The 25557-nt window shown below is 40.8% G+C and carries 25 protein-coding genes; 1 reads left to right on the forward strand and 24 read right to left on the reverse strand.

The genetic code is table 11. The features are described from left to right. Position 1: 1 nt before the first annotated feature. The 20 genes from ACLIN2_RS30755 to ACLIN2_RS30850 form a co-directional block, all read right to left on the reverse strand. A complete protein-coding gene (locus ACLIN2_RS30755) occupies positions 2-517 on the reverse strand; it encodes a TlpA family protein disulfide reductase (protein ID WP_411504875.1) in 516 nt (171 codons plus the stop codon). After that, positions 514-1098: a TVP38/TMEM64 family protein gene (locus tag ACLIN2_RS30760; RefSeq protein WP_411504876.1), complete on the reverse strand. Its 585-nt coding sequence runs from the start codon at positions 1096-1098 to the stop codon at positions 514-516. The genes ACLIN2_RS30755 and ACLIN2_RS30760 overlap by 4 nt, the downstream gene beginning before the upstream one ends. Positions 1099-1234: 136 nt before the next feature. Continuing rightward, positions 1235-1732 (reverse strand): FixH family protein, encoded by a 498-nt coding sequence (locus ACLIN2_RS30765; RefSeq protein ID WP_411504960.1) that lies wholly within the window; start codon positions 1730-1732, stop codon positions 1235-1237. 29 nt (positions 1733-1761) lie between these two features. Further along, positions 1762-2982 (reverse strand): murein hydrolase activator EnvC family protein, encoded by a 1221-nt coding sequence (locus tag ACLIN2_RS30770; RefSeq protein ID WP_411504877.1) that lies wholly within the window; start codon positions 2980-2982, stop codon positions 1762-1764. Positions 2983-3634: 652 nt separating this feature from the next. Then, the gene (locus ACLIN2_RS30775; RefSeq protein WP_411504878.1) at positions 3635-3964 is read right to left on the reverse strand and encodes a DUF1643 domain-containing protein; all 330 of its coding nucleotides are present in this window, start codon (positions 3962-3964) and stop codon (positions 3635-3637) included. Positions 3965-4252: 288 nt separating this feature from the next. Beyond that, positions 4253-4792, reverse strand: coding sequence for a hypothetical protein (locus ACLIN2_RS30780; RefSeq protein ID WP_411504879.1), 540 nt, complete (start codon positions 4790-4792; stop codon positions 4253-4255). Between the two features lie 63 nt (positions 4793-4855). Beyond that, positions 4856-5368 (reverse strand): hypothetical protein, encoded by a 513-nt coding sequence (locus ACLIN2_RS30785; protein ID WP_411504880.1) that lies wholly within the window; start codon positions 5366-5368, stop codon positions 4856-4858. 229 nt (positions 5369-5597) lie between these two features. Continuing rightward, on the reverse strand, positions 5598-5825 hold the full coding sequence (locus tag ACLIN2_RS30790; RefSeq protein ID WP_411504881.1) for an AbrB/MazE/SpoVT family DNA-binding domain-containing protein: 228 nt from the start codon (positions 5823-5825) through the stop codon (positions 5598-5600). 765 nt (positions 5826-6590) lie between these two features. Then, positions 6591-7037 (reverse strand): MarR family winged helix-turn-helix transcriptional regulator, encoded by a 447-nt coding sequence (locus ACLIN2_RS30795; protein ID WP_411504882.1) that lies wholly within the window; start codon positions 7035-7037, stop codon positions 6591-6593. A gap of 642 nt (positions 7038-7679) precedes the next feature. Beyond that, a complete protein-coding gene (locus tag ACLIN2_RS30800; RefSeq protein ID WP_411504883.1) occupies positions 7680-7907 on the reverse strand; it encodes a hypothetical protein in 228 nt (75 codons plus the stop codon). Between the two features lie 990 nt (positions 7908-8897). Next, positions 8898-9443, reverse strand: coding sequence for a hypothetical protein (locus ACLIN2_RS30805; RefSeq protein WP_411504884.1), 546 nt, complete (start codon positions 9441-9443; stop codon positions 8898-8900). A gap of 222 nt (positions 9444-9665) precedes the next feature. Further along, positions 9666-9995, reverse strand: coding sequence for a hypothetical protein (locus ACLIN2_RS30810; protein WP_411504885.1), 330 nt, complete (start codon positions 9993-9995; stop codon positions 9666-9668). A 116-nt stretch (positions 9996-10111) separates the two neighbouring features. Next, the gene (locus tag ACLIN2_RS30815) at positions 10112-10936 is read right to left on the reverse strand and encodes a hypothetical protein (RefSeq protein WP_411504886.1); all 825 of its coding nucleotides are present in this window, start codon (positions 10934-10936) and stop codon (positions 10112-10114) included. A 140-nt stretch (positions 10937-11076) separates the two neighbouring features. Further along, positions 11077-11721, reverse strand: coding sequence for a hypothetical protein (locus tag ACLIN2_RS30820; protein ID WP_411504887.1), 645 nt, complete (start codon positions 11719-11721; stop codon positions 11077-11079). 216 nt (positions 11722-11937) lie between these two features. Further along, a complete protein-coding gene (locus ACLIN2_RS30825; protein WP_170184406.1) occupies positions 11938-12102 on the reverse strand; it encodes a hypothetical protein in 165 nt (54 codons plus the stop codon). A gap of 12 nt (positions 12103-12114) precedes the next feature. Next, the gene (locus ACLIN2_RS30830) at positions 12115-13467 is read right to left on the reverse strand and encodes a hypothetical protein (protein ID WP_411504888.1); all 1353 of its coding nucleotides are present in this window, start codon (positions 13465-13467) and stop codon (positions 12115-12117) included. A 62-nt stretch (positions 13468-13529) separates the two neighbouring features. Beyond that, positions 13530-13898: a hypothetical protein gene (locus ACLIN2_RS30835; RefSeq protein ID WP_411504889.1), complete on the reverse strand. Its 369-nt coding sequence runs from the start codon at positions 13896-13898 to the stop codon at positions 13530-13532. Further along, a complete protein-coding gene (locus ACLIN2_RS30840) occupies positions 13895-14479 on the reverse strand; it encodes a hypothetical protein (protein WP_411504890.1) in 585 nt (194 codons plus the stop codon). The genes ACLIN2_RS30835 and ACLIN2_RS30840 overlap by 4 nt, the downstream gene beginning before the upstream one ends. A gap of 241 nt (positions 14480-14720) precedes the next feature. Further along, positions 14721-15680: a hypothetical protein gene (locus ACLIN2_RS30845; RefSeq protein ID WP_411504891.1), complete on the reverse strand. Its 960-nt coding sequence runs from the start codon at positions 15678-15680 to the stop codon at positions 14721-14723. A 1102-nt stretch (positions 15681-16782) separates the two neighbouring features. Continuing rightward, positions 16783-16977, reverse strand: a complete 195-nt coding sequence (locus tag ACLIN2_RS30850) for a hypothetical protein (RefSeq protein WP_411504892.1) — start codon at positions 16975-16977, stop codon at positions 16783-16785. Positions 16978-17239: 262 nt separating this feature from the next. Between ACLIN2_RS30850 and ACLIN2_RS30855 the strand changes: the two genes are divergently transcribed. Beyond that, positions 17240-18799 (forward strand): IS1182 family transposase, encoded by a 1560-nt coding sequence (locus ACLIN2_RS30855; RefSeq protein WP_411504893.1) that lies wholly within the window; start codon positions 17240-17242, stop codon positions 18797-18799. Between the two features lie 331 nt (positions 18800-19130). Here ACLIN2_RS30855 and ACLIN2_RS30860 read toward each other — a convergent pair whose 3' ends face one another. The 4 genes from ACLIN2_RS30860 to ACLIN2_RS30875 all read right to left on the reverse strand — a co-directional run bounded on the left by ACLIN2_RS30860 (position 19131) and on the right by ACLIN2_RS30875 (position 25439). Then, complete coding sequence (locus ACLIN2_RS30860; RefSeq protein ID WP_411504894.1) at positions 19131-19340, reverse strand: hypothetical protein; 210 nt, start codon at positions 19338-19340, stop codon at positions 19131-19133. 152 nt (positions 19341-19492) lie between these two features. Further along, positions 19493-22357 carry a cadherin-like beta sandwich domain-containing protein gene (locus ACLIN2_RS30865; protein WP_411504895.1) on the reverse strand — a complete coding sequence of 955 codons (2865 nt, stop codon included), beginning with the start codon at positions 22355-22357 and terminating at the stop codon, positions 19493-19495. 164 nt (positions 22358-22521) lie between these two features. Continuing rightward, positions 22522-23904 (reverse strand): DNA sulfur modification protein DndB, encoded by a 1383-nt coding sequence (locus tag ACLIN2_RS30870; protein ID WP_411504896.1) that lies wholly within the window; start codon positions 23902-23904, stop codon positions 22522-22524. 305 nt (positions 23905-24209) lie between these two features. Then, positions 24210-25439, reverse strand: coding sequence for a hypothetical protein (locus ACLIN2_RS30875; RefSeq protein ID WP_411504897.1), 1230 nt, complete (start codon positions 25437-25439; stop codon positions 24210-24212). Between the last annotated feature and the right edge of the window lie 118 nt (positions 25440-25557).

The following is a 25557-nucleotide window of genomic DNA, read 5'->3' on the forward strand; positions in this document are numbered from 1 at the left end:
ATTAGCGTACCAACTCTTTCACGTATTGTTCAAACGATCCACGGTCGGTCGCACCTATAATTTTATGCTTGATAATCCCATTTCTATCAATAAAGTAAGTCGTGGGGATAGATATTACTTGATATTGATCGGAAATGGTCCCTTTTTCATCTAGGAGGATTGGGAATTGAAAAGCAAATTCTTTCACAAATAACTTTGCTGATTCAAGATCATCGTTGGATGTCATATTAATCGCGTAGAAATCCAGTTTATCCTGATACTTTTCGTAAACTGCTTTCAGATCGGGTGCTTCTTGTCTGCAAGGACCGCACCAGGACGCCCAAAAATTGATAATCACTGGCTTATCACGTTCCCCTGCAATTCCATATGTTTGCTTATCCAAAGCCGTCAGAGAAAAATTCGGGGCAGAAAAGCCTACTTTTGGAATCTGATCTAGTGTCCCCTTTTTGGATTGATTATTGTAAAAAGCTAGAACAGCCAAAACGATAATAATCAGTACCACTAGCAGTTTCTTCATACTTTATCCTCCTCCTTTTTACGTTTTGACCAGAATAGGAAAAATACGAGAGAACCCAATAAAAGGGAGATGATAAGACGGGACTTATTTTCCGAGAGAAAAACCAGATCATGTCCTACGATTGTTTCAAATACCATTGATGGAGTCTTCCCAATTAATGTCGCAATCATAAAGTGAAGGAGTGAGATTCTCGTTAATGCAGTTCCAAAATTGACAAGTCCAGATGGTATCATTGGATTGATTCGTAACAGAACAATACCTGTCATTTGTCTCATACTTGAAGAGTTATTAATCTTACTAAGCCATTTACTTTCTTTCCACTTCTGTATTTTTATAATTTTCGTACTACCCCAACGATATAACATGAACGCAAGAGCAGCACCAATCACTTCACCGGCAAGTGAAACAAAAAATCCCCGCTCCAGCCCAAAAACTACTGCGTTTGCTCCTGATAAAAAGATAGACGGTAAAACTCCCGTAATGCTGATTAGTATATTCAGCAATATGCTGACAGCTATGGCCACTGGGCCCCAGGACCGTATCCATTCTGCTATTGTCTCTACGTTTGTAATCCAATCCACAATTTCCTCCCGTTTCAATTGCCATTTACTCTTGTAAGGTAAGTATAGGGCCAAAATATGTAGGAATTATGGAGTCAAGAAAAGAAAAAGATGGCCACAAACAATATCGTGACCACCTATATGAATGAGCATCATATTATCTTGAACGCCTTACCTTGAAAATAAATATAACTACTGCAATTGTTGCGATTCCCAACAAGATAATAAAGAAAGTGTACCCATTAGATTCAGGCTCTGTAACCTTTATCGCGGTAGAAAGGAGTGTATCATGGTGATCATCAGTAGCTTTAATACTGACTTTCCACTCACCGCTTTCTGACAGTAATACCCTACCCTTGTATTCGCCGTTTTGATCGTGGGTTAATGACACTTCTTTCCTTTCTTGGTCTTTCGTAAATACGGCAGACACTACAGCACCTGTTACTGGAGATGTGCTGTCAAGTGCGCCTATTTGACCTGTTTTAGTTTTTGCATCCACAACCCCCACATAAAATAATGACTCTGTACCAACTATAAATTGTTTCTCATAAGATATGCCGGTAATGTACCAACCGTTTTCTATATCCGCTTCTGCTGGAGGAATGGTCATCATCCAGACAAGAAATAGGCACAAAAAAGAATATAATACTTTCATCAAATAACCGTTCTCCTGTCGTGCTATTTTTAATTTAGATATTCATTGGGATCTACAGCATTATCATTTTTATATACTGTAAAATGCAGATGATTCCCTGTTGAACGCCCGGTCGACCCGACTTCTGCGATTTTTTGACCTCTTTTCACTTCCTGTCCGCTCTCAACCATGAGTCCCCCTTCGCGAATATGAGCATATAAAGTACTGATTTCATCGTTGTGTTTAATAACGATCGCGTTACCATATCCGCCCATATAGCTGGCAATTGTAACTACACCATCTTCAGCCGCATATATAGCAGTCCCTTTTGGCGCAGCAAGGTCAAGTCCATTATGACCTGCTGACTTTCCAGTAAATGGGTCAGTTCTTAAACCAAATGCAGAGGTCTGTCTATAGCTATTAGATGGGAGAGGAAGAAATAGCTCTCCTCCTCTAAATGATTTCATGGTTGATTTAGAAGGAGCTGACGGAGAGGGTCGCTTAATCTTCTTTGTTTCTGCAATTTTCTTAGCCTCCACTGCCATTAATTCTTTTAAAGCCTGCTCTTCCTCGTCCTTGATTTCCGTTAACTTATCCTGTTTTTCTTTCAATGCAGCTTGGAGAACCAAACTCTTCTGGTATTGTTGATCAAGTGTTATTTTGAATGTCTCAGATTCCTCCATAAGTAATTTAACGGAATCCATAGAGTTCTTGATCGATATCTCTTTTTTGGTAAGCAAGTCTTTATCTTTTTGATGCTCCTCCAAGATTTGATTATCTTGATTGACGATCATTTGAATACTTTCCAAGCGTATTAGAAATTCTCCGAAGTTTTTAGACCCTAAAAGCAAATCCAAATAGGTCGTATTCCCTTGTTCGTATAAAGCCTTTACTCTTGCACGGAGAATCGATTCCCTCTCTGCCATTCGTAACGAAATTTCATTTAGTTCTTCTTGAGTCATAACCATCTCGTCTCTTGTATAGGCGATTTGCTGTTCTAACTTATCTATTTTAAGTTGAATCTCATTGCGTTTTAAATCAATGACCATTAAATCCTGGTTTAATTGTTTTTCTTGTTTGTTGATACTCTCAAGTTCAGAGTCAATACTTTTCACTGACTGTGCTTTTTTCTTTTTTTGTGATCGAATATCATCCAACTGTTTTTGAATGCTTGCCGCTGACTCTTGTTTTGCCCAGGTGTTTGGCATGGGGAAGATACTCCACGTAATTAAACATGCCAACAATGAAAAAACTGCTCCATTAGTTTTCATATGTAAACTCCTAATTTTCTCAAGAGTATGATAGAAACAGTAGGAGTATACCTGAAAAGTATGTAGAAAATATGGAGGTAGTAGAATTTTGTCGAATTGATCAGAATTTAATTCCACATGTCTAACGGCTTTAGTCCAGAAATTGAGGGGATTATATCTTTTGCGATAAATTGTTTATACTCTTTTTGAAACTGCTCGTCTTTGAAATCCCTGTAAATAAAGTAACTGAAAAATATAATTGGAATTAGGAATACAATCAATAGCCACTTGTACTCTTTGTAAGCTAACTTCATGATTTATGCTCCTCTTGGATGATTAGCACCGATTCAGCACAAGTATGTATACCACTCCGACTGCTTATATCTTACATATGTGCCCATTCCACTAACTAGTTGAAACCAAAAACCGACTTTGTTAAGAGCTAGGGGGCACCAGTTAATGCATCTCGGTGTTCTTCAATAAATAAATCAAAAAAAACGATCCATTTCTGGATCGTGCTTACCTTAGGTATGTTGCCATTTTTACTTCCTTTACCACTTACGATCGAACCACACATTAAGGTGTCGTCTAAAATGGGATAAGATCATGCACCAATGAAAATTGATCCTCATTTAATTGCGGATGAGGATGATTTGGGTATATTTTATTCTTTTCATTTACCGTACCCGAAAACAAATAACTTTTGAAAGGTCTTAAGAAATAGGCTCCGTAAAGTGGCTGACATCAAGGGCACCCCGAAATTCTGTCCATTTTTCCCCCATTCGAGAATGATAAGATCAGCAGTTTCAAGAATTTCCGAGATAATATCGTTATTTACCTGATCCATGATAAAATCCGCTTTTCTTGTTTTGCTGCCTTTTACGATTGGACTGGTATTAACGATCGTCAATCTCCCATAATCCAGTAGCTCTTGTTTCAAGTAATTGACTAGAAAGTCGACAGTCTCATCCCCGGTCAGCTCACTTGCAACACTTGGATTCATTAGGATTGCTGCTGCCTTTTCTTATTCGGTTCCCAAATCCGTTCTAAGAAATTACGTTTATCCTTTTCCTGATTTAAGACAGAAGTATGAACGGCAGATTGGAAAGTAAGACCCTCGAAATGATTTTTGGGGCCATGACTGTTCGGTACAGCCCAGCTTCTCAGCCAGGTATGATACGATTTTTGAAATTCTTAAATAGACAATTGACTGAGCAAGTGTATGATCGAATTCTTCAGTATGCTTTTTGGCATGAACTCTCTCGCTCCCAATTTTACATTTTCTAATCACTCATGATAAAAGCCTCGCACATTTTTGGGAATGCTTCTTCGTATATATATATTTATATGTATACCCCGGTGCCAGCCTGTCCACCAACTCGCGCATTCCGTAATCAATGATAAGTGTGGTCAGACCATCGTATGAGATGTCCAATCCAGAGGTAAGCGGATGAAGGTACGTTTCAGCTACCTGTTTTGTCACAAAAAATGATGCACGGTTGCTTACACCGGCCTTTAGCGAAGTATACAGATCTTCAGCGGTGTTCTTACCGTTTGGATTTGCAAACACCGTGAAATGGTATGCACCATCAGAGCTTACCGGCAGGCTCACCGTTCTGACCATATATGGCTTGATGTAATCAATAAATCCGCGATTAGTAACCGTTATGTTCAATAGCTTCTCCATGATGGCAGCCCGGGAAGGGGAGCCCAAGAATTTTGTTAGCGAATTGATTTCAGAACGAAGAGTACCAGGAAGCCATGGTCGCAGCTGCTTTTTCTTATCGGCCCTCTCCTTTCTTACTCCTCTCTCCCCCACTCTCTTCACCATAAAAATGCCCCCTCCACCAAATTTATCGCATGGACAGTGTCCAATGTCCAATGTCCGCATCCTTTAGACAGAGCGTATGTCCAGCATCGAGGATGCTTTCGGAATGGAAATGCGCGTAAACTCTTCACACCCATTTTGAATGAAAAAACAAACCACATCATCGACAACAATATCGTAATGTGGTTGATAATGACTCAAGTGTTCATCTTCGAGGTGTTCATTGACTAATGCGTATAGATCTTGAAGGGCCCTTTGTTCAGCAGATTGTAAGTACGCGAAGGTGCTCTTATACTGTATGTTTGTCCGGATCCGCTGCTCGTCCATATAATGACGAAAAGCTTTGGTAAAGGATGAAAATCCTACTTTCATGGCATGCTCGATTCCCGTAATAATGAAGACCCTGCATATCGACGGAATATCCGTTTCCACATAAGTGTCGCTGCCGTTGTCTTCTTTGCTTCTATAATAATTGATGGCATGCTGTAATCGATCGAGTTGAACAATTTGCTTACTTTCAATTTCAAACGGTACACGACGATAATCTTGGATTGCCCGTTGGAACCAATTCAGCCTCATGTTTCAAACACTCCTCTCTTCTGAATAAACTCAAAATTCCGAGGGAAGACTAATACTACTATGGAGCAGAGAGGAACGGAGAAATCATGAATCGAAAAATCATACCATTCCCCACCGGAGCACGGACGTTCTCGGAATCCTATATAGAGTTACTTTCCCGGAAACTTACTGAACAAGAAAAGATCGTTGGAATACCAAAGGTCACAAAAAGGAAACCGACAAGAGACCGTTAGAAAGTCTTCTTTAGACCTATAGCGGGTATTTTGGCGTGAATAGTAGTTGGACGGAGAGCTACGGACTCCCCTTCCCCCATCACCCGTATCACGAACGTATTGATGGATAGCTGCTGAAAATGTAAGACGCTACCCTGTTGGATTTTCATCTTATCCCTTAATTCTGCTGGGATAACAGTTTGCCCCTTCGAGGAAACTTTTGAGAATAATGGTTTTTCAAACATTATGCTCCCTCCTTCCAGAAAGTAAGACGTTCCTTACATTACTTACTTATGCTTGTCCTAATTAAATATTCCAATGAAAAAGCCCGTCCCTAGGATTGATAACTCCTCCTAGATACGGGACATTGCGTCATTAAGCTTACGGGTAGGATCATACAGTACATGGGCGGGGAATTTCAACTTTTTTGGATATAATCCCCACCCCTTTTTTAACCACCACAGAAGAAACAATATGTTGCGTGAAACATACCAGTATTATAAAAAAGACGTCCATGGCGTCTATAGCATTTTCAGAGTTTATGCCTGTTATAAACTAACGATCCTGTTCAGTGCAGTAGTCACACTCGTTAATTTCCAACCAGCACGATACCATTTTTTTCACGAATTCATTTTCGTCATTTAGCTGCATGGTTATTAGAAAAACGTTAGGGCTCTACCACCCAAAATTATAGATGGTGTAAATAACAAACCCTAAAGAAATCACAGCGGAAATAATCGTGATTGACTTCATGACAGGGGACACATGTTTATGTTTAACCAGACGATAAAGGGAGAACATCGTGGTTATCAGAGTAGCAATAATCATGAACCTTCTAACCCATTCAATCGTTGACATGGATGCCATCATCCCTGTAGAGCTTCCTAATAAGAATACTATCGCCATATGAAGCCAATGATGAGATGATGCGATAAACGATAATATAATGGAGCCAATAGATGTAACTACTTGTAATTTGGAGTTAGAGTTAATTTGAGGTTGATTGTGATTTATTGTACTCCCCTCCTTAATTTTACTAAAGATTCGGTAAACAGTTGATATCCTTCTAATACTTTTTCTTGGCTTGTTTCAGATAGATGATTCAAAATTGACTCATAAAACTCAATGGACTGTTCTCGCAGTCTATTCATAGTTCGTTCCCCTTTTTCTGTTAGACAAAGGATTACCTCTCTTCGGTTTTGTTCGTTTAGTTCTCTTAAGACAAATCCCCCTTTTACCAGTCCATCTACCAAACGACTCACAGAGCTGCGTTCCAATCGAAGTTCTTCCGCAAGATCTTTAATCGACATAGAACGGTTCTCTAACTCCTGTAGAGCAAATACTTGGGATAATGACATGGAAAATCCGCATGGAGTAACCGTTTGTTCTAACACACCGAACAATCGAATGAACTGTTGAACAGTTGTTCTAAGCGACAGAATTTGATCACGATTCATTCTTAACACCTCTTTTGTGCATGGTACATTTGTTGTATTATACACATATTAGAGGTCTTTTTTACCAATTGTCAACTGCTTATTCGTTCTAACGTTGTATTAGTTGATCATAGATGTACCTGGAGGTGTCGAAGCTTTTTACTTCATATTTTCTTTAAATTTGTGAAGGCAAAATCGATACCTCTGCGTATATTGAAAACAGTTCATCAGCCAAATATCTACCAGTCATTCCTTCCTCAAACGGAAGGACTTTTTTTGGTACTATCAACGTTTAACCAGTACGCACGAGTCTAATCAGTCTCGAATGACCTTTATGACCAAGTAGTAGCCTTTTCACACTTCTCGAGAATCAAAACTAGGCAATCAATTGTTACCAAACAACTTATAAAACAAGTGCGTGATGCGTTTAAAACGGACTAACTATAAAGAATTGGGCTTATTTCGTCTTACGGGGGTTTATTATTAGCGGTAGTATTTATGAATCTGGCTGTGATGCCTTTTTATATTCGTTCAGCTGTAGTCCGTATGGTTTTTCTACTTTAACCGATTCAGTTAACCTATCCGCCCCAAGTCTGTTCCTATTCTTCTAAACATGTGATTCTCTCCTTTTCAAAATACACAGATACAAAGTAGCCTGCAGTTTTACTTGCCATGCAGCCTTAAACCTGAAACTGCGCTATTAAGAAATGGCAACCTCCCGATCAATTTCCCTACCTCCACCCTGTTTAAAATATAAGCTTGCATGATACCGAAGGCGGGTAGAGACTTCTTCGCTTTGATACTAGCGATCTTCCCGCCCTCTAATAACGTTTCTTCTACCTTCATTCCCTGACTTTCTGCCTCCATATGTAAAATGGCAGCACCATACATCTGGGCAGCTTACCCCTATGTTTCCCTATCTCATCAACGAGATTCTTCCCCATACTCCAGTCTGCGGAGATACTGAATGTGCCATCGTTATTCTGCGTTAGAGCAGCATCGTAAGAGCCTTTCAATTGGATAACATATGGTGCCCTTAACGTGTTGCCGTTCCACCCACATGCCGTCCCGTTCTCGAAATGTACGCCTAAGCGATCGTATGCAATGGCTAGCGCACGTATATCTTTTACTTGTGTTGGAACATTCGTTATACCCTATTCACTTCCAGATGAAAAGAAAGGAAAATACAAGAAATATATGACGTAATGTTATTATGGTTAACCAAGTTCTGATGTCTATCATTCGCTGCTTGTAAATCGCAAAAAGGTTGTGGTATAATTTGGGCAAGCTCAGTTGAGCCCATGAATATGGTTTCGTGATCAACCATTTTTCCTTTTTATGCGCGGTTGACGCATCTAATCTATCCGAGAGAACTCGGAGAGCGAATGAAAGAGCCGTTTGGCTTTCACACCAACCCATTTTGGTGTGTGTGCCAAACGGTTTTTTTGTTCGCGTTCTTGAATTTAATCGGAGGTGTACATTATGTTTCGAAAACAAGTTATACTGGCTATCTCTAAAATCCAACGAATGCAGGCACTCAAAATGGCTTAGCACATGGGAAATTGATCCTGCGGTAAATCGTAGCCGATAAAGTTTGACATCTACTATTCCAGGAGGCTTTAAAATGATGAATGCACGGAACGTTGGACACCAAACCAAGATGGAGCAAAAAAAATTCGGATCAACACTAGACCGGCTTGAGGAGTTTCTCTTACAGCACAAAGTCACCGAGAAAAATAACAGAAAGTATGAGGAGTCCCCCCTCTTTTTCTCTCGATGACAAACTGAATTGAGTGCGGTTTGGATGATTGTTTTATTAAAACTTATGTCTGTGTACATTAAACGTTTTCTTTAGAGTCCCTGATGAATCGAAAAGCCTCCTCAATCTGAGGAGGCTTCTTCGTGTAATGCGGTTAAGGTTAACTCGATCATTACGAGAATAAGATAACTTTCAAAATGTCCTAAAGATGATTCAGGATCCATTTCGGAATTCTCAATGAACCCACACATTGCTTGCATGGCATTTCGGACATCTTTTTGAACGTCAGAATTAAGGCACGAGAAAAAGGTTTCCCTTTGCCTTTCGGTCATATCATCCATATCGATGTTCAGGGTATTGTATAGTCCACCATCCGTGTACTCTCCTGGTAGTTCACCGGCCTTTTCAGATGAAAATCCCAATAAGTCCTTTGCCTTATGCAATACTTCCTCAGTATCATCACCTGCTGTATGTAGGATCTGCATTAGTTCCTGTCTACCAATTCGAACCTTGTACTTATTTCGTGCAGCTGTACTTTGTATGACTTGTAGGTTCTTTCTTAGGAGTTCTAACTTCGTGGTAGTGTATTCATGATCTCTGATGTCTTTACGTAGTACCTCTAATAACAAAATGTCCTCTTCTATCACTTGTATCAACGCTGTCGTCAACTTTGGGGGCATCCCCTCTTTGAGTTGTTGATGTAGTCTCTTCATTCGACTAATGGTTTGATCGTACACCAGTTTCCAAAGCCCTTTATGTTTTTCGTATCCCAATAGATTGGTTATACTTTGTGATATATTCATTTTCCTCGATCCATTCTTACTTGTTACTGGAAATTAAAAACGTGCAGAGAACCTATTAAATAGGTTCTCTGCACGGGATGGCCGCGCTTAATTTAATTGTTGAGGAGATTGATCCTGACCACTTTCTACTAATTGATTAAACCACTCATCATCCATTAATGATTTTGTGGCAAGACTATCTTCATCTACTTTGACTATCAAGTCAACTAATGGCGGATAATCCACTAGGTCACATTTTTGAATGACTCTTCTTTCTCGCTTAATAAATTTTTTGTACGGGGCATCGCCAATATCTTTAATACTTGTCACGTCGTCTTTTGACAGGGTACGAAAAATGGTTGTTTGCCCGCTGCCATTATCAAGTACGTCAACCTCTAATTGTGTTAAATAATATTGAATAGGCCTTTGAGCTGACATCCAAGCTCTCCTCCTGACAACTAAGTAAATTGATATCTATTCGCCCCATTAATACCCACTAATATATTGATTATACCACGTATTTCCTCTTGCCTAAAGGGGACTTACAAATTGTTTCAAGTGATTGATCTTACAAATGTAATCATTTCAGGTAGTCTCTTAATGTGAGGGCCAATTTGTTTTACTATTTCTCGATCTGAAATGCCTGATTTTATGAGTATATCAAGATGTGTTGAGTTTAATCGTTCAATAGAAAGTTCAAGACTTCCTAGGTCTGTAATTAAATCAAATGACTTAAGTAATACGGAATTTCTAAGGGGTTTTGTAGAGTCATGTAACGTCGTAATAATATAAGTGTATGGTTGTTTACCATCAGCTTCACTTCTGCTTGCATGCCATTTTTCATAATACTCTGAGATATCGTTTTCAACATGAAATGGAACTACTCGATCTTCTAGGTTTATCATGTTTTCGTCTAAATTGATATGAGTAGACTTAATGCTTACAATTTCTTTGAGTGATAATCCGTGTAGTGCCAACTCAAAAGCGAGTAGATTTCTATAACGAGTAACATTCTTCCCAGCTGCTAACATGATCGTTTTTAAATATGTAATCTCTTTGTCAGTGTAAGGCTTAATTTTGTAACTATTTTCTTCTGGATGATTATTAAATATCCCTATTTCGATCCCGAATTTCTCAAAAGTACTTATTGCTGACTTTTTCTTTGTAATAACAGATATTGAATACTTTTCTCTCATATAACGTCCGTATTCTGAAATATTTTCTATAGAAGTTGGACTCAATCCATTGTCAGTGCACCATTTAATGTATTTCTTTCCCTCGGCCATGTAGTAGTGAATCGTCTCATCGCTTAATTTGGATTTTCTTAGATATTCATCATAATACTCAAAAAAAGCTTGACTAAGAGGGCTAACTGGCATTTTTCATATATCTCCCGCCCTATTTCTTTCTTTATATAATTAAAATACTAACATGACGTGATAAATATAATCAATTGGAACAAACTTACTCAATTCACGATATTAGGAAAAAGACGAACCTTAAGCGAAGGCTCGTTTTCTTAGTTTTTATATAATCTCATAGTTGGAACAGGAATTGGGCTCCCAAGTGTTCCTTCTTCAACGTGTACGAGGTATCGAACTCCGTGCTTCATTACCTTTGGTAAATATGAGAGCATAACATAACTATTCATTTCAATTACCATCTGGTCATCTTCTGAATCAGTCGCAAATCGAAACTTTGTTAGTTTGATGGATCCAGAGAAATCTGCTGTACCAGAATACGCCAACTTTCCGAGTGGACCCACTTTTACCTCTACCATACCAGACTCGTCAGGAATCAACTGCTTAAGCAATCTAGTCATTACATTTCGATATTGTGTTAAGTTTTTAAACCCAGCAATAATTTCGTGTTCGAAAGATTGCAATCGCCCTTCTTGATCAAACGCAAACGTAGTGATCGTGTTTTCATCCTTATGCTGTGGTAGAGGGGTTACCTGTGTAAGGGCCCTTATGATCCCTTTTAGATTGTCTTGCATAATTGTGTTTGGGATCGGGTCCATCTCCTCTGTTTGGATACTAAAAGGACGTAGGCAATATTTCGAATCGTTACCGATAGGCAGCACCTGAATGCTGATACGAGAATTCCGTATCAGGTGCGGTTCCACATCATGCATTTTTTGTAGATCACTAAGGATTTCACTCATTCCCTTTCACCTCTATTGCGTGGTACAACTGATTATGTATTACAAGATTCTACAAAATCCGTTAGAATAATCTATTACATATCAGCCTTACTATCGATTTGTAGAACTTTATTCCCACTACAATAGTAATAATATCATGAGTTGTCACGAATCCCAGACTTAGGAAACGTGACAACCGTTCTTCTTTTTTCGACATTATATGACATTATTTACTTATTACCAGCCCGGCCCTTCACTCTTTAGTGAGATCCACCCCGGGCCTTCGCTATTATATTTCTTCGTTTCTTTTAGTGCTTTCGCATCACTACTTGCAGGCGCCACTAGTAATGCCGGGATAAGGAATACAGCTACTGCGATAGATGTGAAAACTGCTTTTTTCAATGTAAAGCCTCCTCAAAAGATTTTAGTAGCGGTCGCACAAAGCTCAGAGTATTTCCCTTGCTGCAATGGCGATGCATGGCTACTGTACATACTATATTTCCATACACATTTCGCGAAATCCTTGTCCGATTTAAGAGTGATACTGATGCTCAGCGCTTGTATGACATCATCCAATCCTTGCGACATTTTACCTAGTAAAAAGTAATACTCCGCCCTGGATAAGATGAATGCACATGCGTATTTTAGGTCAAACGGATTGGTCTGTGCACACAAAAAGGAGATCTCTTCCGCAAAATCCCGCAAGAAGATTGAAATGTTTTCCAACTCACATTGCTTTACGTATGTAGTTAAGATAGCTGCTAAACTGCGAAAGGGCGTTTTTTGTGCCGGATCATTTGACGGGCTATTGTTGGGGTGCGATTTAATCCAGCTAAGCATTATTGGGATAACGGATGTATCTCCCATCTCTATGTAAACATTCAAACGGTTTATTTCTGCCCATTGCTTGAAATGTTCTTCAGGCAACCGTGAATACAAGTCAATCAGTTCCAGAGCAAGTTTATAATCTCGTTTTGATCGTGCTGCATTGCTCTTATACACCAATGCATTTCCGTAAAACTCATTATTCTTCCCACGTGTGATTACTACTTGTTCGTCGCAGTACAGATAGACTTTGTCCCAGTCCTCAAGTGTAAAATAGGTGGCAATGAGCTTATCGTAAGCTTGCTGTTTTATCTTCTCATCCATGTATTTCACATAAACCCCAAGTTCAATTGCACTTTCCAAAGCCTGCTGAAGACCCATTTCTCTTTGGATCAGGAATTTCTTTAAATAGACGGATGAATGTTCCCCCAACTGATGATTAATCAGCCTGGTTATCGTTTCATACACATAAAAAGCCTCGTTGGTTAGCTTTAATCCTTCATAGTCTTCCGCCAAGTCTTTTAAAAACGAAAGCGGGGGATTGTCTACCTTCTTGAGCTTATCGACAACCAATCTACAATATTCGTAAAGGCCTCTATCCAAGCAAACCTTAACAAACTCTCTGAGTTTTTTTATGTTAATCAAGAATTTTTGAGGGTTTTCTTTACTTCGAACAATTAGATATTGGCTAATATACTCTGGAAAGAATTCACCCTCAGCAAATCCCAAGGCTTTGCAAGCGTATATTAAGAAACGCAAACTCATTCCCCGCTTGCGACTAAATATGTGATGAACTGCTCCTTTTTCAAAACGTTGATCAGATCCTTCTTGTTCCAATATCTCGTTCATCTTATGAACAAGGTTTAATTGCTTGATCATAAGATATTCCATTCTTTCATTGATGATTTCTACTAGGTCGTTTGAAATTTCTTGATCACTCATGGATACTTCACCCCCTAGTAAAAAAGGAAACCTCACTCTAGAAGTTTCCCTTTCTCTTTACTTCACATACCGTATAAAATGACCGGGGCCATTCTAATGATAACGAACCCGACTATTGTACTCCCAATCAGTAACCGTGACCACTTTGTATAGCCAGGATGTTGAATTACTTTCCCGAACAACTGAATAAGTAATGCGATGAAGAAGATAATTACGCATGCCTTCGATGCAACTTCTGCAATGGCTACACCCGAGTCAATCGTTGCCTCATCAGCTGTATCTGTATCCAAATTCATTTCGCCTGGTTTTTGGCCAGATACTTTGTATATCAATTCGTTGTTCGCTTGCTTTGATTCTGCAAATACAGATGTTTGTAAGCACATTAGTACCACAATTGTCAGCAGCAAGACAATCATTCGTGTCATTTTCATATTACAACCTCCAAAGAAGCTTGTTCTGATTTCCCTATGAATGAGCATACACCGCTAATTTCTCCTTCAATTACTTCCAAGAAAAACTCCTGCTGATTACTTTGGAACTGGGTCGGAAGGTAAGAAGTAAGAAAGAAGATGTTACTCATGCATGCGTCCATATCGATCGTCATGCTGATTTTGGGCAGGATCATCAAACCCTTTACCTCTCCTCGATCCATAGAAACCTTTACTTCAACGGTATCAGTAGGATTAAATCTAAAGAGTATGCTTTTGGCAATTCTCTTAAATCCTTCAATAGAACGGAATGCTACTCTAACATCTACGCTTTCTATTAAATAGACGCTATCAAGGTTTAAATGCACTAGCAAATCCACCTGATCGAAGTGGTCAAAATCACACAAGTCATCAATTGCTTCAGCTAAATATCCCACTTGCATATCATCCAGAAAAAAGGGAGTACCCCCAACAACGGCAAAATTGTTCTCTACAGTGATATCTCGTGCATTCACCCTAAGAAGCAAGGATTTTTCTAGCAATGGTTTATTCATAAGTGCTTTATATACCATGTGCTTCATCATCTTTGGCACTCTCCTATTAAGGTTTGTTTGTCATTTCATGGAAACAGATTTAGGTGCCTACTCTACTATAACAAAACAACGGTAAATGAGTCAAAAGAAAAGTGTAGTCTTTACCTTTTGTGATTGATCATTCCCCCTAGTCCCAGGATGAGAAGCTAATTCTCCCTCTCAAATCGCCACATTTGAATGTTACTCCAATCAAATGCTGCCATTTGAAGGGGGGAATCCCCCTTATTCATGATTATGATATTGATGCTGAGAGAACTTCGAACTTACCGCTTACCTTCCGAAGCTCTAACTTTACTGGATGGTTATTCCTCAAGTCATTGTGGTTAATATCCTCAGGCAGTCGTATCCACCTGAATTCCCCGTCTGAATCTACCATTCTTGCCACACCATTTTGCACATTACATACAACCGCATCGATAATGGAAGCATTTTTAGTGATACTCTCAAAACCTGGCCCCTTTGGAAGAGGCGGTAAATTTTCTTTTGGCGCTCGCAAGTGTGTGATGTTCACAACCCGATCATCTTCTTCGTAAACCCTCGTGCGTAGTGCTGCTACGATTTGATCTATGTTCTCTGGAACCTGAGCTTCTTCCCGATCGTCCTCTTGCTCTGGAGCGTGATCAATGTCATCGATCAACATGAGTTCAGTAGGGATAGAAATTCCTACGTCAACAGGTGATTGGGGTTCTGTTGGAGTGACTGGGATTTGTACCTCTACACTGTTTGAGAGCGGGGTAGCTTGAATCTTCTCCTTTTTAGTACCTACTCTTTGCAGTTCCCCAATAGGAACGAGAAGTTCTGATGATTTGATTTGTGGTTTCTTACGAGATACATCCTCCTTGTGGATCACAGGTTTTTTATTTTGATTTTGTGTTTGAACTTTGACGTCCTTCGCTTTCTTTTTACGCCTTCTTCTAGGCTTCTTTTTAATTTCTTCTGAGTAATTTTCCTTGATAGCTGGAGAGAATGCCTTTTTTGCTTTTGGTTTTTTCTTTTCTTTTACAGTCGAATAGACCGGAAGCTTCGCACACATAAAGACAAATACAACTACTAAGATCCCTTTCTCTAAAAAACTACTATCTCCAAAAATCCCATATAGCAAAAGAGAAACCATGACCAGCGAGTAAACTGTTGCATACAACTCAAATAGTGATTCCCTAAATGGTATTTTGCTTTTGATCCAGTTTTTCATAATGACCACCTTCATCGTAATCGATCGTTTTATCTATAAAAAAAGCAGCTATCCCGTAATGTGCAATAGCACTTAGGATACCTGCTTTTTAGGTACTTCAATATCAGATAGCATTATTTCATTCCCCAGTAAAACAGAGGAGCTAATACATATTCTCTAATGAGAACTGCTGCTCCCTGCACACCAGGTGACACCGCTTGAGGAAGAATAGCAACTAAATCAGATCTCAAAGTCCTTTCGATCACATCAGACGATGCAATCTTCGAACCTGGATTTGAAATTTGCCATTCTTCATCTCATAGCATGGCGGAAAAAAACATACTACCCCAGACCAGTCTTCGGTAGTAATCTCATTTGTCATGTCATTCGTTCCAACGACCCACCTCGCGAAAGCAGGTACTGTAGAATGAAAAGCACGTCCACTGCTCAACCCTCATATGAGAGGAACTGTAGCGTACAGACAAATAAGAGTTGTTTTCTTGCATCCCTTTCCTTTTTTTGGAAGAGCAGCTTGAAAACAAGTGGATCTTCTCAATTACAGATTGTTATCTGTAAGAGAAGTCGGGGCCCAAGAGCTGGACATTTTCTTTCCCTACGTTTGTAGGGGAGCCTATCATTACTGATAGGTCTCTACGCTTTGGGAAGCGCAAGAAAATGTCGCTACGTCACATCCAGTCGGATCACACGCGCTACCACCCGAATCATTTAGATCTCCACTTACTACCTACTTACGACTCAAAATCAATGGTACGTCTATATGGCTTACCACAGAAGTAAGCACGGCCAACACATGGTAACATGACGTTCACATCCTTTCGACAAAGGCTAAAAAATATAAAAAGCCCGCCGACTACTTGATGAAATGATAAACCCTCTTCACGATGCTGAGCATTGTGATAAAGGGTTACCATTGAAATCAAAGCAGCCAACAGGCCGATATCTCGTATCTCGTCAACAGACGAATCATCTCAGGGCAAAATAGATCGCCGATGTTACAAAAAGAAAATTGAAAGTTATTTATGCGTTCATCATACCCAATATTATTCCAAAAGTAAAGAAAAAAATGGAAGAGAGGGTGACCCCTCTCTGCTTGTAATTCCGCTTATATCCACTCATCCGTGGTTTCTTTCGATAGTACCTCTAGGACTGAAATAGAATTGTACTTTACACCCTTCTCGCGCATCACTTTTAATATAGCATTATTCTCAGCTTCAAATTGGTTTGTACCTTTTCCGGAACTAAATTGTTCATCCCCATCTACACTTAACCGAAACGAATATAGAATCAATTCTCTCATTGTAACCCCTCCATTAGGCAAGCAAGATGATACCTTATGCAACTTCAATATATATTTCTTCGAGCCAATCAAATAACTCCAGCTGCTCCCAGTGCTCTGTTCTTCCCTCATTTCCATTAATGAAATAAAAAAGGGGCTGTCCCAAAAGCCATGAAAATGGCTGAGGGATAGCCCCTGTTTTTCTGTCTAGAAAAACAAAAAGAAACCATCCTTTGGTAAAATGGAAGTACCACCAACCAAATCACGAAAAGGAGAGGTTTCTTTGTATATTCAATATAGCATGGACCAACTCAGCCTGCCAATGGATTTAGAAGAAGACATCCCTGAAAATCACTCCGTTCGAGTCGTCAACGATGCCGTAAATCGGCTAGACGACAAGATCTTCGCTGCGGCGTACCCCGGCGGTGGTCGAGACAGCTACCACCCTAAAATGCTCATCAAAGTCATCATCTACGCCTACACCCAACGAATCTACTCCTCCCGTCAAATCGCCAAAGCTGTTCGTGAAAACGTCATGTTCATGTGGATTGCGGGAAGACAACGCCCGGATTTCCGCACCATCAACCGCTTTCGCTCCGAGCGGATGAAAGAGGTGCTGGAGACGGTATTCACTGCCGTTCTTCAGTTTCTTGCCGAGGAGAAATACGTCAAACTGGAACATTACTTTGTCGACGGGACAAAAATCGAAGCGAATGCCAATCGCTACACCTTTGTCTGGGGAAAAGCAGTCGTCAAACAGAAAATGAAGCTACAGGAGAAAGTCCAGACGCTCTTTGCTACCATTGACGAAGCGGAAAAACAAGAAGACCGTGAACATAGATCCCAAGACCTGAGCGAACTTGGCGAAGCAACGAAGATCACAAGTGAAAAGCTGGAGACTGCTGTCAAACAACTGGAAGAAAAGCTGCAAGCGAAGCCAAAGGACAAGCCTCTGAAAAAAGCGGTACGCCAGATCCGTAAAGACCTGCTTCCTCGCCTTCAAAAGTACGAGACACACCAAGAAATTCTCGAAGACCGGAACAGCTTCAGTAAGACCGACCCCGACGCCACCTTCATGCGGATGAAAGAAGACCACATGCGCAACGGCCAACTCAAACCCGGATACAACGTCCAGATCGGAACCGAGAATCAATTCATCGTTGGGTACAGTCTTCATCAGCGGCCAACGGATACCCGCTGCTTAAAGCCACACTTAGAGAAGGTAAAAAACACTTTAGGTAAATTGCCTGGAACCGTGATAGCGGACGCTGGATACGGCGGGGAAGAAAACTATGCGTACTTGGAGAGCGAACAACTCGAGGCGTTAATGAAATACAGCACCTACCACAAGGAAAAATCGAAAGCGTGGAAGAAAGACATCAGCAAGATCGACAACTGGCAGTATGACGAAACCGAAGATACATGGACGTGCGCAGCCGGCCAGAAGTTGCTTTTTCGTTATGAAAGCAAGGAGAAAACGGAAAGTGGATTTGAAATCCGGTACCGACATTACCGCAGTACGAACTGCGCGGGATGTCCTCTCAAACCGTCTTGCACGAAGGCAGTTGGCAACCGTGAAGTGAAGGTAAGCCTACGATACCTACGCTTTAAGCAACAGATACGGGAAAAATTACAAAGTGAAGAAGGCTATTCGCTTTCCGTTCGACGGATGATTGAGCCGGAGAGTGTGTTTGGACAAATGAAAAACAACCGGGGATTCCGGCGTTTCCTGCTTCGCGGCTTGCCTAAAGTGAGCTTGGAGGTCGGGTGGCTTTCGCTTGCCCATAATTTGCTCAAGAAATCGGCTATTGACCAAAAAAGAAAAGTGGTTGAGCAGCAATAACCCCCTGCTCAACCACTTTTTCAATTCATGCATCATTTTTCAAAACAAGAGAACTGCCCCTCAGAAATTTATCTGCTTTTGGGACAGCCCCTTCATGTTACGTAATGTCGGTTAATACATAAAAATAAACTAAGCAACAATTGCCCACTGGCCCATAAGTAGATGTGAGTCAGCAGACTCCAAACTGGGATAATCCCATAAAAAAGAAATAAGAAAATAATTTGATACTGAAATTATAAATCCAAGGTTCCCCATAATCAAATACTAAAATAGTAAAGAGAGGGATAATGATCCCTCTCTTTACTCTCAAATATAGATTCCTACAGGTCCTCTAATCGGTGATTACGACTGTCTCTGATGGTTTCCGATGCACATCGAGACGTTGCACCTCATACTTGAAGCGGGCCCCAGCAATCACTTTTTTGAAGACATATCGTTCATCCTTGACACGCACGGACTGAACTTTTTTCCCGTTATCAATATTGTAGATGGTTACAACATATTCTGTTGCCGGTGTCCGATCAGTAGGAGCATCCCACATTAACGTTGCAGAAGTTTCCGTATTTGAATCAATTCTTAGGTTGTATATATGTGTGGCCTTTACATCAGCTGATCCGAGGGCTGTAACCGTTTCTTGGGCAGTTTCTCCAGTCGTTCTATAAGTAATCTTGACGGTATAATTCTCGCCCTTTTTTATCGAGATACGGTGCCATTGCTGCCAAAAACAACCGTGTTCGTTCTAGATGTAACAGTAGCTTCTTTCACTCCATTGTGCCACAGTTCACCGGTTACGAGATCCCTTTTGGGGTTGTAGAACATCGCAATCAATTGAGTATCAATGGGACTTACCATAAATCCAGAATTTGAACCTGAGCTGTCTGATTGGCGTTTCGCTACGATCTGATACGTACTGTTTTTTGAGCCATCCGGACTTGATACTTCGATTGTAATTGTGTTACTCCCAGGTGCAAGCGGGATACTTGATGAGGATCCGCCACTCAGAACCACTTTGCCGTTAACTCGAATCTTACTACCTTCTTCAGCAGAAGGTGTTACAGAAATACTTGGAACACTAAATGGAACTTCAACAGAGTATTGATATACACCAGCTGTCAGTTCAGGCGAGATTTCACCATATGATAGTCTCAGTTTCTTCAATTCTGCGCTGCTTGATAATGGCTTCGTCACAGTGATCGTATAAGTATTTGTCGTAATGCCATTTCCTGCGACAACCTCTATCTGAATCTCGTTCTTGCCTGGTACAAGCTGAATGGGCCTTGAAGCTTCACCGCTTCCGAAAACTTCGTTTTTTATCTTGACCTTAGAGGTGATGTCATCAGCTACCCCTGTCACTTGGATGGTCTCGATATCACTGGAAACGTCTATTGAGTAATCGTTTGTCGTTGGACTGAATGCAGGTGTTAATGTTCCCGAGGACACCCACATATCCGCGAGTAAGGCATTGCTACTTCCCGGCCTTGTAATGGTAAATGTATAGGTTGATTCAGTTCCCCTAGGCGATACGACTGTCACTGCTACCAGCGTCGTACCTACGTTAAGATTCACCTGAAGCTGCTCACCATTTTCGACATTCTTGCCATTTATCCTTAAGGTTGCTTTTGGATCTTGAGTATTTTCTGTAACCGTAGTGGAAGTAACAGTGGTGAGTACTGTTCCCGTGTAATTGTGGACGTAAGGATCGAATCCGGGGCGCACATTGACATCCGTGAAATGAACGTCGGCCAATAATGCATTTGCGCTTACTTCCCGATTTACTTCAACTGTATATTGTTTCGTTGTACCATCTTGGGCCGTAACAATGATCGTGATGATGTTTTTACCATCGACTAAGGAGATCCCCCTAGACTCTTCACCGTTCATTACCAATTGTCCATTGAGAGTAATTGATGCATTTGAATCGGAGGAAAGTGGTATGAACTTGATCATATTAACATTACTTGGAACCGTCATCGAATAATCGAAATGGTCCGGAGAAAATGCGGGTTCTAAACCGCCAGTAGATGGTTGCAGCTGATTTAGTTTAGCATCGGCATTCCCTTGGCGGGTCACTGTGATCTGAGTAGAATTTGTTGTCTCCCCATCGGCAGCTTTAACACGTATCCCAATCGAGTTTGCTCCTACCTCCAAAGGAATAGGCTTTGATGCCGAACCATTTACCACAGCAACATTGTTAACCAGGATATTGGCTTGAGAGTCTTCAGTTGTTGGTGTAACAGTGACCGTCTCAGTGCCGTATGGTACGGAGGCCGTATAGTCGAATACGTTAACATTAAAGGCAGGAGACAATGTCCCTTCCGAAAGGATTACGTTTGTCAGTTTGACATTACTGCTTGCCTTCCTGGTAACTCGAAGTTGATAGTTCTTTTTGGACACACCGTCCTCAGCCGTTACTTCCATGTTTACATTATTGACTCCCACGATAAGCGGGATCTCCGGAGTTTCCGCCCCACTGGTCGCATCATTACCATTTACTTTGATTGAGGACCAAGGTTCTTCGGTTGTTGGTGTGACCCGGATACTAGTTACCTCATGTTCAACTGTAAGAAGATATCCTGTCGTCTCCTTCTTGAAAGAAGGCCTCATCGCTTCAGGACCAGTGTAATCAGATGTGAAGTTGCCCAGATTGGTGTTTGAGCTTAATACTTTGATGACTCGGGAGATAACCGGTGAAATCCCTCCGTTGTCATCCTCTGCCCACAAGGTTAAGGTATGTGTACCACGAGAATAGGTGGAAAGAGGTACTTTTCCAGAAATGGATTGGGTGTTTCCGTCTGCTGTAAGGTGCGTCAATTCAGCAGATGGACCATCATCCACCTTATAAAGGACAGTTACGACATCACCACCATCGATGTCCTTAATTGTACCCGTAACATCAATCGCATACGCCATACCTTTCGCAGTATTATCTACTGGGGTCATTACCGTGATTTCTGGAGCGGTATTGTCGATGTACTCTATCGTGACTGTATATTGATAGTAGTGCTGATAAGTCCGTGTATCGGGCTTGCTGACTGTCCCTGAATATACTTCGGTGTGATACCTTTCATACCACGTAGAATCCCCGCAGGGTTCTCCAGTAGAGTAGTGATTATTTGAAGAGGTACCACTATGGTAAAGAGTCCCGGAATAACCACCTGAATTGTATCCTATTGATGAGGAATATACATGTGACGCGAATCCACACCCTACGTGATAGTAGGAAACTGAATCAGATACCTGCTTACTATCCGCTGGACTTCCGCCGGTTTGAACTGATCTGGAAGGTGTTCCATTTGATAGCGTGAAAGTAACTGTTTCTCCATTAACGGTGTAGCTCACATTACCTGTATTCACACTCACATTTACAACTGACTTTAATTTAGGGATGCTCAATACCTGTGACTGGTTCTGTTGAGTCTGTTCAGGATAGGTAATAGTCTGTGTCTTCGTTTTCATGGCAGCTTTTGCTGAAGGAACCATAACCATTTGTCCAGGGAACAATATGGCGCTGAGTAAAAGCAGCGAAAACAACGTATGTAGTAATTGTCTGACTTTCAACATACATCCTCCTCATTCTTCAATTTTTTCGGAAACGAAAAAAGGCCGAAGAGTCCATTAAATAATGGATTCTTCGGCCGATATTTTCGCCCGTACATTCACTTTTCTACGGTGATTATACTGACTAATCAAACATGTGTCAATCAATCGATGACATCGTGTTATCAATTAGCGAGCTTAAGTACTTTCATGTCATTCTCATTTTGAACGGTAATCTTCTCTTTCAATTCTAACTTCCGAATCGCTTCCGTAATGGTGGACCTCGCAAAATTGAGTTGCTTACCCAATTGGGTAAACGATCCCGAGAGTGATTTATTCTCTGCCTCTGCAATTGCTTTTAATACAGCTCTTTCAGAAGCAGACAGATCCTCTTGCTCTTCTTTCGCTTCTTCATCTTCATCCGGTACCTGACTCAGAATTTCTGCTGCCTCTTCCGCTTTTTTCACTGCCTCTTCTTCAGAGACGATTGTCACCGACTCTTGTTGCTGAAGAGTGGAATACGCCCAGAAGACTTCATTCCCTTGGTTATCCAACAACTGAGCTGTACTTTCCAGCGTTTTTACAACCGCAGAAATCGCTCCCTTAGAACCTGAGAAGAGTACTTTCTGATCAGCACTCATCGATGCTCTTCCGTGCCTTACAAACTGAAGGTTTTCATTGGAAAACGGTATAGTATCTAGAATATGTTTCAAAGTCGTTCTCCAAGACACACCTTCCGCTTCTTTTATCCGTTTGACAAACAGCGCAATCCCAGGTAAAGTCCCGGCGTGTTTGTACAAACTGTCCCCTCCAGAAACATCCTCTGGAAGGTGATCCGCTAGGATATTAAAGAAGTCTTCGAGTTCATTGAATAAAGCTTCCTGATCGATCCCCTTTTTGTTTTTGGGATTTCCGCAAAACGTATTGATCGCGGTATATACCGTAGAGAAGAGAAAGAGATATTCTGGTTTCAATTTTGTCCCAGCATTCAACGGCTGCACGTATGCCTTCATACTTTCCATATCACAAACCCTCTGGGTCAAACTAACCATCGGGTCACTGTGATTAAAGGACAATGCCAGCGCCTTGCTCACTTTCTTTCCTTTTTGGTTAAAATCATGGAAGGCTTGTTGCTCTTGCTCCTTGGATAATCCAATATAGACAACCATTGGAATCACAGAATTTATAATGAGTTCTTCAAACTCCTGAAGCTTTGCTAACAAATCCTCATCGATCGACTCTGCTTTCGATGCTGCTTTGATTTCTTTTTGAATTTGCTTTAAGGCCTCCCAAGCACCAAAGAACCGATGTTGGCCATCCATAATAGCATCAATGCCGTTAGGACGTCTCGAAGCTGTTATTGCCGGGAAGTATGCCCCTAGTGTTTTACCTTCAAGAGCGTTGCGTATATACCCTGCAATATCTTTTGCATGGGAGTTGGACAATTTTCTTTGTGCTTCAGGATCCACAATGATTTCACCTGATTCAAGTTGGGCAATCATCTTTCCCACTCGTTTCACCACAACGTCCATCTCTGTCGTTAAAAACTTGATCTCTTTACGTTCCATTACCAGAACACATCCTTTCATCATAACCAAACTTTGTCCGTTCGTTACAAAGTGATACTAATTAATTCAAGATCAGCTAAAATATCCCTCCTAAATAAAAAAACCAATCCAAAATGGATTGGTTTCATAGTCAAATTTTCGGTTACATTCATTCAAGTTGAAATAAGAAGATAGCCAGCTGGCTAGTAAGAAAAAATGGACGGCACCTCAAGTAGAGATGCATGAAAAAAGGAAAATGGAAAAAAATGATACTCTCTAAGTATATCCGATACAATAAGTTTATTCAATATTTTCCACCATATGATCTAAATCGCTAATTGTAATTGGCCAGACTCATAACCTGATACTTCTTCGGGATAGGAAAATGCCATCTCTAACTGGAACTCCGGATGATAAGCTTCTTCAAGTGAGGACAACATTCTTATGTTAAAGGCGATGCACTCTTGGGTCGACCACTCTGGTTTGTAGTCGAAGCCATATGGAGTGATAATGGTACCGTCACCATTAATCCGGGGCATGAGGTATGAGGTACTATCAGCGCTGAAGAAGCTAAATTCAAATAACAGCTTACTGCTGCCTCCCAACCAGTGATAACGAACGCCAGGATGACGCTCAAAAACCTTCTGGAAGAATGCTCTTTTTTCATTCTCCCCGTGTAGAGCAACAATACCACCCAATGCGATTACGGGGTGCCCCTCTTCAACAAGCTCATCTAAGTCTTCGATAGGTGCATCCCAGTGATAAACAGGGATTGGCGCTTTTCCCACAAGCTGCTCCAACCGCTTCTGATTTCGTTTCGTTTCCTCGCTGTTACCGAAAACGTCGAGATTAATGTAATCAGTAACTACACCCATATCCAAATACGTTCTTACCCAAGTGCCGTACTCCTCCCACAATATTGGTTTTAAATTAGGTTGTTGTTCCTGGTCATATCCCCAATCATCTAATAAGGATAGTTGCATGCCATTTCCAGTGATACCTAGCTTCTTTCTCATCTTTTGTTCCGCATTAAATAAACTAAATGCCCCTGAATCAATAAGGACTTTGCATTTATTCCGAATGTCGGGTACCCAGCGATCCGGGTTCATATCACGTAGGTGGAAGTACGATAAGCAAAGGCTATCTCCTCCGTTTTTTAGCACGAGCTCGCGGTCTTTTGGCGATCTAGCTAACCCGGAAAAGTAGAACCGAATGCCTTTTAGCGTAAGGCGGAGTAACCCACGAGGAGTCTGATACTGATAAGCAATATCCTGAAAAACCAGTATCATGATACCAAACATCGCACTGTTAAAATTGCTAAATCGTTCAAGATCTTTCCGTGTAATCGTTCGTACGTGAAATGTAAAATGAATCGCTTTTCTTATCTCTTTCCTTGGAATCGGGATTACCTTTTCACTATTTTGTGACTGGATATATAAATGGTCCTTGGTCACTTCCTGAATTCGGTGTTCTTTACCAATGCCCGTTCTGTAGACTGGGTTATTCTTGAAAAATTTCTTTTCCTGTTTTCGAGTTCTAAACCAGTATTTATCCATCTTGATATCCTCCTCGTCCTCCCAAGACTGGGAGGACAAATAATTAAATTTGTCTCTTCTCCCAGTACCATGAAGGTAGGAGTCGCCCGCTTGGGGCTATTCAGTTCTGATTGATGAT

Source organism: Brevibacillus centrosporus (assembly GCF_046622605.1).
Taxonomy (GTDB): Bacteria; Bacillota; Bacilli; order Brevibacillales; family Brevibacillaceae; genus Brevibacillus; species Brevibacillus centrosporus.